Source organism: Streptomyces chrestomyceticus JCM 4735 (assembly GCF_003865135.1).
Classification (GTDB): domain Bacteria; phylum Actinomycetota; class Actinomycetes; order Streptomycetales; family Streptomycetaceae; genus Streptomyces; species Streptomyces chrestomyceticus.
The window spans coordinates 3071413-3084767 of sequence record NZ_BHZC01000001.1; the positions used below are offsets into that span (position 1 = coordinate 3071413).

Genomic DNA, 13355 nt, shown 5'->3' on the forward strand with positions numbered 1-13355 from the left:
GGCCCGCAAAGGATCACTGTTCAGGGGTCGGTACGCCGGTTACCTTCGATCCTGTGGCTCAGTTTCGGCTCCAGGGGAGCAAAGTGCTCGCCGTCGACATGACCGGCGATGCCGTCAAGGCGAAGAACGGCGCGATGGTCGCCTACGACGGCCGGATGACGTTCAAGAAGATGACCGGCGGCGGTGACGGGCTGCGCGGCATGGTCACCCGCCGGCTGACCGGCGAACAGATGGAAGTGATGGAGGTGAAGGGCCACGGCACCTGCTACTTCGCCGACCGCGCGAGCGAGATCAACCTCGTGCAGTTGCACGGCGAGAAGCTGTACGTGGAGGCCAGCAACCTGCTGTGCACCGACGCCGCGCTGCGCACCGGCACCACCTTCACCGGGCTGCGCGGCGCCTCGCAGGGCAATGGCCTGTTCACCACCACCGTCGAGGGCAGCGGCCAGGCCGCGATCGTCTCCGACGGCCCCGCCGTGGTGCTGCGCGTCACCAAGCAGTACCCGCTCCAGGTCGACCCGGGCGCGTACGTGGCCCACACCGGCGACCTCAAGCAGCACTTCCAGTCCGGGGTGAACTTCCGCACCTTCATGGGCGAGGGCTCCGGCGAGTCCTTCCAGATCCGCTTCGAGGGCGAGGGCCTGGTGTACGTGCAGCCCAGCGAGCGCAACACGGTCGGCGGTGAGCTCTGATGCCGTTCACCTCCGTCAACTCCCGCATGGTGCGGGCGCAGATCGGCCCGGGGCAGCGGATGTACAGCCAGCGCGGCGCGATGCTCGCCTATCAGGGCGACGTCAGCTTCACCCCCAACATCCAGGGCGGCCAGGGCGGTATCGGCTCGATGATCGGCCGGCGGATCGCCAACGAGGCGACGCCGCTGATGACCGTGGAAGGGAGCGGAACGGTCCTTTTCGGCCACGGCGGCCACCACATCCATGTCGTCGACCTGACCGGCGAGACCCTGTACGTCGAGGCGGACCGGCTGCTCGCCTTCGACGGGACGCTCCAGCAGGGCACGATGTTCATGGGGTCGCAGGGCGGCGTCATGGGCATGGTGCGCGGCCAGGTCACCGGCCAGGGCCTGTTCACCACGACCCTCAAGGGGCAGGGCGCGGTGGCCGTGATGGCGCACGGCGGCGTCATCGAGCTGCCCATCACCCCGCAGGGGCCCGTCCACGTCGACCCGCAGGCGTACGTGGCGCACCGCGGCGACGTCCGCAACAAGCTCTCCACGGCCCTCGGCTGGCGCGACATGGTCGGCCGCGGCTCGGGAGAGGCGTTCCAGCTCGAGCTGTCCGGCCAGGGCACCGTCTACGTACAGGCGTCGGAGGAGAAACTGTGACCGGTCCCGTCGTTTTCGACCCCCACACGCTCCCCTCGGACGACAACGTCAACGAGTACACCTTCAGCGTCGACCTGAACGGCCAGTGGTTCCTGCAGAAGGGGAAGATGATCGCCTACTACGGGCGGATCGACTTCCAGGGCATCGGGCACGGCGCGCTGGACCGCCTGATCGCCCACAGCTTCCATTCGCCTTTGCACGCGGCGGACTGGGTCGTCGCCGAGGGCCAGGGCAAGATGCTCCTCGCCGACCGGGCGTTCGACGTCAATTCCTACGATCTCGAAGACGGCAACCTGACCATTCGCTCGGGCAACCTGCTCGCGTTTCAGCCATCTCTGTCGCTGAAGCAGTCGATCATTCCGGGCTTCCTCACGCTGATCGGCACGGGCAAGTTCGTGGCCGCCTCCAACGGCCCGGTCGTCTTCATGGAGCCGCCGATCCGGGTGGACCCGCAGGCCCTGGTGGGCTGGGCCGACTGCCCCTCGCCCTGCCACCACTACGACCACCAGTACCTGCGGGGATTCCTGGGCGGCGTACGGGCGCACACGGGCCTGGGCGGAGTCTCCGGCGAGGAGCACCAGTTCGAGTTCGTCGGGGCGGGCACGGTGCTGCTCCAGTCCACCGAACAACTGATGCCCGAGCTGGCGACGGGGGAGGTCACGGCCGAGGCGGGGGTGCCGGGCGGGGGTGAGGCAACGCGCCAAAGTGGCTCACAAACGCCGCAGCTACCGGGCGCCCTCGGGGGCTCCAGCGCCGCTTCGGGCTGTGAGCGGTAGTCTGCGGACGGTGACCTCGAACGTCTGAGCAAGCGCCCGACCGAGCGCCTGAGGCATGTCACAAGCCATGACTAATTCGATATTCAACTTCCACGGGTAGAATTCATTCATGACGACCGACAGCGACACTCCCTGGCTGACCGAGCAGGAGCAGCGAGCCTGGCGCACCCACCTGGACGTCAGCCGGCTGCTGATGCACCAGCTGGAGCGCGACCTGCAGCCGTTCGGACTGACCAACAACGACTACGAGATCCTGGTCAACCTCTCCGAGGCCGAGGACCGGCGGCTGCGCATGAGCGACCTGGCGGCCGCCACCCTGCAGTCCAAGAGCCGCCTGTCCCACCAGATCACCCGGATGGAGAACGCGGGCCTGGTACGCCGGGAGAGCTGCGAGTCCGACCGCCGCGGTCTGTACGCGGTGCTCACGGACGACGGCTGGGACACCATGCGCCGGGTCGCGCCGCACCACGTCGCGTCCGTACGGCGGCACTTCATCGACCTGTTCGCCCCCGAGAACCTCGAATCCCTCCGGGCGTCGCTGACCCCGGTGGCCGAGCATCTCCGGGGGCGCCGCGGCAAGGTCTGACGGCTGCGCCGCCGGGGGTACGGGGCGGGCCGTCACGCACCGCCGACGGCCGCTACGCCGCCGGCAGCCGCAGTTCGAACACCGAGCCGTCGCGCACGGTCAGCGTGCCGCCGTGCCGTTCCGCCACGTCGCGGGCGATGGCGAGGCCGAGTCCGGCCCCGCCGTCGTCCCGGCTGCGGGCGTCGTCGAGCCGTACGAACCGTTCGAAGATCCGCTCCCGCTCCTCCGGCGGCACCCCGGGCCCGTCGTCCTCGACCCGCAGCACGGCCCACCGGCCGTCCCGCACCACACCGGCCCGTACGGCACCCGCCGCGTGCCGCTGCGCGTTGTCCAGCAGGTTCCCCAGCACCCTCCCGAGCTGGCTCCGCGACCCGGCGACCTCCACGCCCGCCGGCTCGCCCACCTCCACGGCGATCCGGTCGCCCACCCGCTGCGAGACCTCCTCGCGCACCAGCGCCGCCAGGTCGATCCGGGTGTCCGCCGGCCGCTCCCCCGCGTCCAGCCGCGCCAGCAGCAGCAGGTCGGCGGCCAGGTTCTGCAGCCGTACGGCGTCCTCCACGGCGCCCTCCGCGTCCAGCAGTTCCGGGTGGGCGATGCCCACCTCCAACTGTGTCCGCAGGCTCGCGATCGGGCTGCGCAGCTCGTGCGAGGCGTCCGCGACGAACCGGCGCTGCCGCTCCACCGACTCCTGGAGCGCGCCCAGCGTCTCGTTGGTCGTACGGGCCAGCCGGTCGATCTCGTCCCGCGAGCCCGGCTCCGGCACCCGCCGCGACAGGTCCGTACTGGCCGTGATCGCCGCCATCTCCCGCCGGATGCCCTCCACCGGGCGCAGCGCCCGCCGCGTGACCAGCCAGGTCACCCCGGCCACGACGAGCAGCAGGCAGGGCAGCCCGATGAGCATCGCGGTGCGCACCGAGCCCACTGCCTCGCGCTCGGCCGCCAGCGGTGCGCCCGCCCGTACGACGGCCTTGTCGCCCTGGGTGTCCTTGGCCTCGACGGTGGCGAACCGGTAGTCCGCCGTCCGGTGCCCGACGGTGGCCGTACCGCCGCTGTGCCGGGCCTCGTCGTCGACCTCGCCCGGTTTGATCTCCCGGTCGTCGTCATCGTCGCCAGAGCCGGCCCCGTCGGGCTGCCGCGCCGTCGGCGGATGCCGCTCCGTCACGGCCTTGCCGTCCACCGCCCGTACGTCGTCGCCCGCCGCCAGCACCCGCCCGTCCTCGGCCAGCACCACCACCGGAAGGTCGTCCCCGTCCGGCAGGTCGAGCTTCTCGTACGGCTTGCCGGTCGCGATCTGCGTCGCGACCTCCCGCGCGGCGTTCTCCGCCTGCAAATCCGCCTGCCCCACCAGGTTGTTCTTCAGCACCAGCAGCAGCGCCGTGCCCGCCGCGACCAGCGCGACCGCCACCACGAGGGAGGCGCCCGCCGCGGCCCGGACCCGTACCTTCCCGAAGAACCTACGCACCGGACACCAGCCGGTACCCGGCGCCGCGCACCGTCGCGATCGCCGCGGCGCCCAGCTTCCGGCGCAGCGCGCTCACGTACACCTCGACGATGTTGTCGTCCCCCTCGTACGCGAAGTCCCAGACGTGCTCCAGGATCTCCGCCTTCGACACCACGTCCCCCGCGCGCAGCGCCAGTTGCTCCAGCACGGCGAACTCCTTGGTGGTGAGGACGATTTCTTCCCCGTCCCGCTCCACCCGCCGGGCCCCCTGGTCGATGCTCAGCTCCCCCACGCGCAGCACGGGCAACGCGGTCCGTCCCCGGCGGCGGAGCAGCGCCTTGATCCGGGCCACCAGCACCACGTACGAGAACGGCTTCGTCAGGTAGTCGTCCGCGCCGGTGTCCAGCCCCTCGGCCTCGTCGTACTCCCCGTCCTTGGCCGTCAGCATCAGGATCGGCACGTCGTTGCCGGCGGCACGCAGCGCCCCGCAGACGCGGTAGCCGTTCATCCCCGGCAGCATGATGTCCAGCACGATCAGGTCGTACGTGCCCTCACCCGCCCGGTGCAGGCCCTCCAGGCCGTCGTGCACCACATCGACCGCGTACCCCTCGGCCGTCAGCCCCTTGGCCAGCGACAGGGCCAGCCGCTTCTCGTCCTCCACGATCAACAGGCGCATACGCACACGATGCCACCGGCCGCCTGAAGAGCCCTTCAGGTGACTTCAGCCTGGCTTCAGCTTCCCCCGGCCACTGTGGAGCACGTCATCGAGCACACCTCACCGACCGGGGAGAACGAACCGAGATGAAGCGCAACATCGTCATCGCCACTGTGGCCGCGGCAGCGATCGTCGGGGGTGGCGCGGTTACCGCCGTCGCCCTTGGTGGCGACTCCGGGCAGGTGTCTTCGCCGTCCGCGTCGGCCACGTCGTCCGCGCCGCGTTCCAGCGTCAGCGTTCCCGACGACGACGTGCGCGAGGACGCGCGGGAGGCCAAGGCGGCGACCGTCTCCGCCCCCGAGGCCGCCGCGGCGGCCCTGAAGGCCGCCCCCGGCGCCGTCACCGGCATCGACCTCGACCAGGACCGTCCCGGCCTGGTCTGGGAGGTCGACGTCCTCGGCAAGGACAACAAGTGGCACGAGGTCACCCTCGACGCGGGCAACGCGAAGGTTTTGAACCAGCACGTCGAACACGAAGGTGACGACGACCACGGCGTCGACCACGCCCGCGCCGAGCTCAAGGGCACCACCGTCGACGCCACGACGGCGGCCCGGAAGGCGGCCGGCCGGTACGGGACCGTCACCTCCGTCGACCTGGACGACGACCACCGTTCCAGCGCCGTCTGGGAGGTCGAGACCGTCTCCAAGGACGGCAAGGAGCACAAGCTCACTGTTGATCCGAAGACTGCCAAGGTGGCGGTTGCTCCGCGGGACTCGGACGACAACGACAACGATGGGCAGGACGACTGAGGGCTCCACAGCCTGCCGCTCACGAACGGAGGGGCTCCCCACGCGGGGAGCCCCTCCTGAGCCGTGGCCTTCACTCAGTGCGAGCTGTCGCCGGCACTCTCGGCGGCTTCATCCTGCAACCGCCGCCAGTCCGCTCCTTGATCGCGCCAAGCCGGACTCTCGTAGATTGCGCTCTTCGCTTCCGGGAGAGACATGTCGAACACCCGGGCCGCGACATAGATGGTCTCGATAGGAGACATCCCCTGTTCCCGCAACTCCCGGAACACCTGCTCCCGGTCAGGAGTCCCGCTCTCTTTCATCCTGGCCGCCAGCGCGTCCAGGGCCGTGCGGTCCATCCGTCAGCCCTCCGTCTCCTCCCCCGTGACCCCCGCCACCAGCTCATCCGCCGCCGCGTACGGGTCCAGTTCCCCCGCCACGATCCGCTCCGCGAGGACGGAGAGGCGGCGGTCGCCCCTCAGGTCGCCGATCCGCTCCCGCAGCCGGGTGACCGCGATCGTCTCGACCTCTCGGGCCGCCCGGGCGCGGCGGCGTTCCGCCAGGGTGCCGTGCTCTTCCGACCAGGCGCGGTGCTTTTCCAGGGCTTCGACCACCTCGTCGGTGCCCTGGCCCCGGGCGGCGACCGTCTTGACGATGGGCGGGCGCCAGTCGCCGGGGGCGCGGGCCTCGCCGAGGCCGAGCATGTGGTTGAGCTCGCGGGCCGTCGCGTCGGCGCCGTCGCGGTCGGCCTTGTTGACGACGTAGACGTCGCCGATCTCCAGGATTCCGGCCTTGGCGGCCTGGATGCCGTCGCCCATGCCGGGGGCCAGCAGGACCATCGTGGTGTCGGCCTGGCCGGCGATGTCGACCTCGGACTGGCCGACGCCCACCGTCTCGACGAGGATCACGTCGCAGCCGGCCGCGTCCAGGACCCGGATGGCCTGGGGGGCGGCCCAGGCGAGGCCGCCCAGGTGGCCCCGGGTGGCCATGGAGCGGATGTAGACGCCGGGGTCGGACGCGTGGTCCGACATCCGGACGCGGTCGCCGAGGAGGGCGCCGCCGGAGAACGGGGAGGACGGGTCGACGGCGAGCACGCCGACCCGTTTGCCGGCCCGTCGGTAGGCGCTGACCAGGGCGGACGTGGAGGTCGACTTGCCCACGCCGGGTGAGCCGGTGAGACCGACGACGTACGCGCCGCCTGCCAGGGGGGCCAGCGCGGCCATTACCTCGCGCAGGTGCGGGGACGCGCCCTCCACCAGCGAGATCAGCCGGGCCACGGCCCGCGGCCGGCCCTGCCGCGCCTGTTCCACCAGTTCGGGGACGTCCACCACGGCCCAGCTCCTCCTGTCTCGGTTCTTACGGTCACGCTGCGTCACGGGGCGGGCGGGGTTCGGCCCGCCCGGTCCGTCGCGCCGCGGTTACTTGCCGGGGACGCGGAGGATCAGCGCGTCGCCCTGACCACCGCCGCCGCACAGTGCCGCCGCGCCGATGCCGCCGCCGCGCCGCCGGAGTTCCAGGGCGAGGTGGAGCACGATGCGGGCGCCGGACATGCCGATCGGGTGACCGAGCGCAATGGCTCCGCCGTTGACGTTCACCTTTTCCGGCGACACCCCGAGGTCCTTCATTGACTGCACGGCCACCGCGGCGAACGCCTCGTTGATCTCGATCAGGTCAAGATCCTCGACGGTGAGGCCCGCCTTGCCCAGTGCGTGCCGGATCGCGTTGCTCGGCTGGGACTGGAGGGAATTGTCCGGGCCCGCCACGTTGCCGTGGGCGCCGATCTCGGCGATCCAGTCGAGACCCAGTTCCTCGGCCTTTGCCTTGCTCATCACGACCACCGCGGCGGCGCCGTCGGAGATCTGGGAGGAGGTGCCGGCGGTGATGGTGCCGTCCTTGGCGAAGGCGGGGCGCAGCTTGGCCAGGGTCTCGGTGGTCGTCTCGGCGCGGATGCCCTCGTCCTTGCTGAAGACGACCGGCTCGCCCTTGCGCTGCGGGATCTCCACGGGGGTGATCTCGGCCTCGAAGAGGCCGTTCTTCTGGGCGGCGGCGGCCCGCTGGTGGGAGCGGGCGGCGATCTCGTCCTGCTCGGCGCGGCCGATGCCCAGACGGGTGTTGTGCTTCTCGGTCGACTCGCCCATGGCGACGTTCTCGTACGCGTCGGTGAGGCCGTCATGGGCCATCGAGTCGAGCATCTCGACGGCGCCGTACTTGAAGCCCTCACGGGACTTGGGCAGCAGGTGGGGCGCGTTGGTCATGGACTCCTGACCGCCCGCGACGACCACGTCGAACTCGCCGGCGCGGATGAGCTGGTCGGCGAGGGCGATGGCGTCCAGGCCGGAGAGGCAGACCTTGTTGACGGTCAGCGCCGGCACGCTCATCGGGATGCCGGCCTTGACGGCGGCCTGGCGGGCGGGGATCTGGCCCGCGCCGGCCTGCAGCACCTGACCCATGATCACGTACTGCACCTGGTCGCCGCCGATGCCCGCCCGGTCCAGCGCGGCCTTGATGGCCGCCCCGCCCAGGTCGGCGCCGGAGAAGCTGCGCAGGGACCCCAGCAGGCGGCCCATGGGGGTACGGGCGCCCGCGACGATCACGGAGGTGGTGCTGGACGTACCGTTCGCTGTCGACATCAGCGCGGCCCTTCCTGTACAGGGAGGTTAACGAGGGTTCCCGTCAATGTACTGAGCGGTAGACGCCGGGTCACCGGGCCGCGGGTGTGATCGCGCGCACGTTGCGTAACCACGCGTGCGGGCGGTGCACTGGAGCCATGCTGACGCGAATCGACCACATCGGGATCGCCTGCGAGAACCTCGACGCGACCGTCGAGTTCTACCGCGCCACGTACGGCTTCGAGGTCTTCCACACCGAGGTCAACGAGGAGCAGGGCGTCCGCGAGGCCATGCTGAAGATCAACGATACGTCGGACGGCGGCGCCTCGTACCTCCAGCTCCTGGAACCCACCCGGGCGGACTCCGCGGTGGGCAAGTGGCTCGCCAAGAACGGGGAGGGAGTGCATCACATCGCCTTCGGTACGGCGGATGTGGACGGGGACTCCGAGGCCATTCGGGACAAGGGGGTGCGGGTGCTCTACGACGCGCCGCGCACCGGTTCCATGGGGTCGCGGATCACCTTTCTGCACCCCAAGGACTGCCACGGTGTCCTGACCGAACTGGTCACCGCGGCGCCCCACGAGGGAACTGCCGGCCCCGCTTCCTCGTCTCCCTCCACGACTGAGCACTGACCTTTCCCTTCCCCGGCCGGTAGAGTGCACCTTCGGCCGGGGGCCGGGTCGGGGCCCGGTCCACACTCCGCCGATGATCTGACACCATTTCTTCGGAAGGGTCAGCTCCAGCACGCGCCCGGCACGAGGCAATTCGGGCTGCGGACGAGCAGATGGGAGCCGGCCGCCACCATGACCAGGGGACGGATGGGACCGCGCAGTGCGGGGCAACGACCGCTACGAGGCTGACGACCACCTCTCGCAGTTCGAGGCCGAGATGGAGCGGCTGAAGACCGAGCGGGACAAGGCGGTCCAGCACGCCGACGACCTCGGGTACCAGGTCGAGGTGTTGCGAGCCAAGCTCCACGAGGCGCGGCGCACCATCGCGGCCCGCCCCGCCTACGACAACGTCAGCCATCAGGCCGAGCAGCTCCTGCGCAACGCCCAGATCCAGGCCGACCAGTTGCGTACGGACGCCGAGCGCGAGGTGCGCGAGGCCCGCGCCCAGACGCAGCGGCTCCTGCAGGAGCAGGCCGAGCGCCAGGCGCGCATGGAGGCCGACCTGCACGCCGAGGCGGTCGAACGGCGCCGCCGGCTGGACGAGGAGCTCAACGAGCGCCGCCAGACCGTCGAGTCGCACGTCAACGAGAACGTCGCCTGGGCGGAGCAGCTTCGCGCCCGTACGGAGTCGCAGGCGCGCCGGCTCATGGACGAGTCGCGGGCCGAGGCCGAGCAGGCGCTGAGCGCCGCCCGCGCCGAGGCGCAGCGGCTGGCCGAGCAGACCCGCGCCCGGCTGGGCAGCGAGGCCGAGCAGGCCCGCGCCGAGGCCGACGCGCTCCTGCGCCGGGCCCGTACGGACGCCGAGCGGCTGCTGAACGCCGCCTCCACCCAGGCCCAGGAGGCCACCGAGCAGGCCGAGCAGCTCCGGACGAGCGTCGGTACGGAGACCGAGGAGGCGCGGCGGCAGTCCGCCGAGCTGACGCGGACCGCCGAGGAACGGCTGCAGGAGGCCGACCGCGCGCTGCGCGAGGCCCGCGCCGAGGCGGAGAAGCTGGTCACCGAGGCGCAGGAGAGCGCCGCCAAGCGGCTGTCGGCCGCCGAGTCCGACCAGGAGCAGCGGCTGCGGACCGCCAAGGCGGAGATCGCCCGGCTGGTCGCCGAGGCCACGAAGGAGGCCGACGCCCTCAAGGCGGAGGCCGAGCAGTTGCGCGCGGACGCCCGTACGGAGGCCGAGCGGCTGGTCGCCGAGGCGCAGGAGGCCGCCAGGTCCAAGGCGGCGGAGGACTCCGCGGCGCAGCTCGCGAAGGCCGCGCGGACCGCCGAGGAGGTGCTGACCAAGGCGTCCGAGGACGCCAAGGCCACCACGAAGGCCGCCGCCGAGGAGGCCGAGCGGGTCCGCCGGGAGGCCGAGGCCGAGGCGGACCGGCTGCGCGGTGAGGCGCACGACACCGCCGAGCAGCTCAAGGGCGCCGCCAAGGACGACACGAAGGAGTACCGCGCCAAGACCGTCGAGCTCCAGGAGGAGGCACGGCGGCTGCGCGGCGAGGCCGAGCAGCTCCGGTCCGAGGCCGTCGACGAGGGCGACCGGATCCGGGCCGAGGCGCGCCGTGAGGCGGTCCAGCAGATCGAGGAGGCGGCCGCCCGGGCCGAGGAGCTGCTGGCCGAGGCGAAGGCCGACGCCGAGGAGACACGTTCGGGCGCGAGCGCGGAGAGCGAGCGGGTCCGTACCGAGGCCATCGAGCGGGCCACGGCCCTGCGCAAGCAGGCCGAGGAGGCGCTGGAGCGCGCCCGTGCGGAGGCCGAGGAGCTGCGCAGCGAGGGCGAGGAGGCCGCCGCGGCGCTGAAGGCGGAGGCCGAGGAGGCCGCGCGGCAGCTCCGTACGGAGGCCGAGGAGGCCGCCGCCGAGCGCCGTACCGAGGTGCAGGAGGAGCTGGACCGGCTCCAGGCGGACGCCGCGGAGAAGGTCACCGCGGCCGAGGAGGCGCTGCACGACGCCCGCGGCGAGGCCGAGAAGCTGCGCCGGGAGGCGCAGGAGGAGGCCGCCAAGCTCAAGGCGGAGTCCGCGGAGCGGCTGCGGGTGCTCCAGCAGCAGGCCGAGGACGAGGCCGAGCGGCTGCGTACGGAGGCGGCGACCGACGCGTCCGCCGCGCGCGCCGAGGGCGAGTCCGTCGCCGTACGGCTGCGCAGTGACGCCGCCGCCGAGGCGGAGCGGCTGAAGACCGAGGCGCAGGAGACCGCGGACCGGGTGCGCGCGGAGGCCGCGGCCGCCGCGGAGCGTACCGGCGCCGAGGCCGCCGAGGCGCTGGCCGCCGCCCAGGAGGAGGCGGCCCGCCGCCGCCGGGAGGCCGAGGAGCTGCTCGGCGAGGCCCGCGAGGAGGCCCACCAGGAGCGCACCGCCGCGCGCGAGCAGAGCGAGGAGCTGCTCGCCTCGGCCCGCAAGCGGGTCGCCGAGGCGCAGGAGGAGGCGGAGCGGCTGGTCGAGGAGGCGGACCGGCGCGCCGCCGAGCTGGTCGCCGCCGCGGAGCAGACCGCCCAGCAGGTGCGGGACGCGGTCGCCGGGCTGCACGAGCAGGCCGAGGAGGAGATCGCCGGGCTGCGCTCGGCCGCCGAGCACGCCGCGGACCGTACGCGGACCGAGGCGCAGGAGGAGGCCGACCGGGTACGGGCCGACGCCTACGCGGAGCGCGAGCGCGCCGCCGAGGACGCGGGCCGCACCCGGCGCGAGGCCCAGGAGGAGGCCGAGGCCGCCAAGGCCCTCGCCGACCGTACGGTCGCGGAGGCCATCGCGGAGGCCGACCGGCTGCGCACCGAGGCCGCCGCCGAGGCCGAGCGGCTGCGCGCGGAGGCCGAGAGCACGCTGGACGAGGCGCGCGAAGCGGCCGGCCAGGCGCGTACGGACGCCGCCGAACAGGCCGACAGCCTGATCGCGGAGGCCACCGCGCAGGCCGAGAAGCTGGTGTCGGACGCCTCCGCCAAGGCGCAGCAGATGCGGACGGACGCGTCCGACGCGCTGGCCTCGGCCGAGCAGGACGCCAACCGCGCCCGCGCGGAGGCCCGCAACGACGCCAACCGGATGCGTTCGGACGCCGCCGAACAGGTGGACCGGCTGCTCACCGAGGCGCGCGCGGAGGCCGAACGGATCGTCACCGAGGCCACCGAGCTGACCTCTTCGGCGCAGGACGACGCGGACCGTACGGTGCGCGAGGGCCGGGAGGCCGCCGAGCGGCTGCGCGCCGAGGGCGAGCAGCGGGCGGCGGAGCTGGTCGCGGAGGCGACCGGCGAGGCGGAGCGGCTGCGGGCCGAGGCCGCCGAGACGCTGGAGACCGCGCGCCAGGAGGCGGAGCGGATCGGCGACGAGGCACGCGAGGCGGCGAACAGGACCCGTTCGGACGCCGCGGAGCAGGCCGACACGCTGATCTCCGAGGCGGGCAGCGAGGCCGAGCGGCTGCGCGCGGACGCCGCGGAGACCGTCGCGGGCGCCGAGCGGGACGCCGACCGCACCCGGGCGGACGCCCGCGAGCAGGCGGACCGGATGATCGCCGAGGCCACCGCGGAGGCGGATCGGCTGCGCGCGGAGGCGGCGGACACCGTCACCTCGGCGCAGGAGCACGCCACCCGTACGCGGGCCGAGTCCGAGCGGATCAAGGCGGAAGCGGAGGCGGAGGCCGACCGGCTGCGCACCGAGGCGCTGGAGGAGTCGGAGCAGACCGTCGACGCGGCCCGCAAGGACGCCGCGCAGCGCCGCGCGGACGCCGCCGAGCAGGCCGACCAACTGGTGGCCAAGGCCCAGGAGGAGGCGCTGAAGTCGGCGACCGCCGCCGAGGAGCAGGCCGACCGGATGGTGGGCGCGGCCCGCAAGGAGGCCGACCGAATCGTCGCCGAGGCCACCGCCGAGGGCAACGCGCGGGTCGAGAAGTCCCGTACGGACGCGGACGTCCTGCTGAGCGAGGCCCGCGGGGACGCCACCGCGATAAGGGACCGCGCCGAGGAGCTGCGGGCCCGGATCGAGAGCGAGGTCGAGGAGCTGCACGAGCGGGCCCGCCGCGAGTCCTCGGAGACGATGAAGAACGCCGGGGAGCGGGTCGACAAGCTGATCGCGCAGGCCACGCAGCAGCAGGCGGAGGCCGAGGAGAAGGCCAAGCGGATGGTGTCGGACGCCAGCAGCGAGGCCAGCAAGGTCCGCATCGCGGCGGTCAAGAAGGCGGAGGGGCTGCTCAAGGAGGCCGAGCAGAAGAAGGCCGAGGCCGTACGGGAGTCGGAGCGGATGCGCGCCGAGGCCCGCGCGGAGGCGGAGCGGATCGTCGAGGAGGGCAAGCGCGAGCTGGAGGTGCTGGTGCGGCGCCGCAAGGACATCAACACGGAGATCTCCCGTGTCCAGGACGTGCTGGAGGCGTTGGAGTCTTTCGAGGCCCCGGCCAACGGTGGTGGCAAGGACGGGGCGAAGGCCGCGGCGGGGGCGGGCGCAACTCGTTCGAGTGGCAAGCAGTCTGAGGGGTAGCCACCCGAATGAGGGGCCATTCTGCACTTCAAACGCGCAATGACTCGATGAC

At 72.6% G+C, this 13355-nt stretch carries 11 protein-coding genes and 1 pseudogene; 7 read left to right on the forward strand and 5 right to left on the reverse strand.

All coding sequences use genetic code 11. The features are described 5' to 3' along the window. The first annotated feature begins 53 nt into the window (after positions 1–53). From EJG53_RS12585 to EJG53_RS12600, 4 genes and pseudogenes are all read left to right on the forward strand, one after another. Entirely contained in the window at positions 54–692 is a 639-nt protein-coding gene (locus EJG53_RS12585; RefSeq protein WP_125044922.1) for an AIM24 family protein, read from the forward strand. After that, positions 692–1342: an AIM24 family protein gene (locus tag EJG53_RS12590; RefSeq protein WP_125044923.1), complete on the forward strand. Its 651-nt coding sequence runs from the start codon at positions 692–694 to the stop codon at positions 1340–1342. The genes EJG53_RS12585 and EJG53_RS12590 overlap by 1 nt, the downstream gene beginning before the upstream one ends. Next, positions 1339–2111, forward strand: a pseudogene (locus EJG53_RS12595) (AIM24 family protein). Before EJG53_RS12590 ends, EJG53_RS12595 begins: the two are co-directional and overlap by 4 nt. Positions 2112–2227: 116 nt before the next feature. Continuing rightward, positions 2228–2704 (forward strand): MarR family winged helix-turn-helix transcriptional regulator, encoded by a 477-nt coding sequence (locus EJG53_RS12600; protein WP_031008046.1) that lies wholly within the window; start codon positions 2228–2230, stop codon positions 2702–2704. 52 nt (positions 2705–2756) lie between these two features. On the opposite strand, the gene EJG53_RS12605 is transcribed toward EJG53_RS12600, so the two are convergent. Further along, a complete protein-coding gene (locus EJG53_RS12605; RefSeq protein WP_125044924.1) occupies positions 2757–4166 on the reverse strand; it encodes a sensor histidine kinase in 1410 nt (469 codons plus the stop codon). Next, on the reverse strand, positions 4159–4821 hold the full coding sequence (locus tag EJG53_RS12610; protein WP_125044925.1) for a response regulator transcription factor: 663 nt from the start codon (positions 4819–4821) through the stop codon (positions 4159–4161). The genes EJG53_RS12605 and EJG53_RS12610 overlap by 8 nt, the downstream gene beginning before the upstream one ends. Positions 4822–4946: 125 nt before the next feature. Here EJG53_RS12610 and EJG53_RS12615 point away from each other — a divergent pair, with 125 nt between their 5' ends. Further along, a complete protein-coding gene (locus tag EJG53_RS12615; protein WP_125044926.1) occupies positions 4947–5609 on the forward strand; it encodes a PepSY domain-containing protein in 663 nt (220 codons plus the stop codon). 74 nt (positions 5610–5683) lie between these two features. Here EJG53_RS12615 and EJG53_RS12620 read toward each other — a convergent pair whose 3' ends face one another. From EJG53_RS12620 to EJG53_RS12630, 3 genes are all read right to left on the reverse strand, one after another. Next, on the reverse strand, positions 5684–5944 hold the full coding sequence (locus tag EJG53_RS12620; protein WP_125044927.1) for a hypothetical protein: 261 nt from the start codon (positions 5942–5944) through the stop codon (positions 5684–5686). Between the two features lie 3 nt (positions 5945–5947). Continuing rightward, positions 5948–6916, reverse strand: a complete 969-nt coding sequence (gene meaB, locus EJG53_RS12625) for a methylmalonyl Co-A mutase-associated GTPase MeaB (RefSeq protein ID WP_125044928.1) — start codon at positions 6914–6916, stop codon at positions 5948–5950. A gap of 87 nt (positions 6917–7003) precedes the next feature. Continuing rightward, the gene (locus EJG53_RS12630) at positions 7004–8179 is read right to left on the reverse strand and encodes an acetyl-CoA C-acetyltransferase (protein ID WP_125049335.1); all 1176 of its coding nucleotides are present in this window, start codon (positions 8177–8179) and stop codon (positions 7004–7006) included. Positions 8180–8352: 173 nt separating this feature from the next. Here EJG53_RS12630 and mce point away from each other — a divergent pair, with 173 nt between their 5' ends. Together mce and scy are read left to right on the forward strand one after the other, a co-directional pair. Further along, positions 8353–8826, forward strand: coding sequence for a methylmalonyl-CoA epimerase (gene mce / locus EJG53_RS12635; RefSeq protein WP_125044929.1), 474 nt, complete (start codon positions 8353–8355; stop codon positions 8824–8826). Between the two features lie 199 nt (positions 8827–9025). After that, positions 9026–13303 (forward strand): polarized growth protein Scy, encoded by a 4278-nt coding sequence (gene scy, locus EJG53_RS12640; RefSeq protein ID WP_125044930.1) that lies wholly within the window; start codon positions 9026–9028, stop codon positions 13301–13303. The last annotated feature ends 52 nt before the right edge of the window (positions 13304–13355 follow it).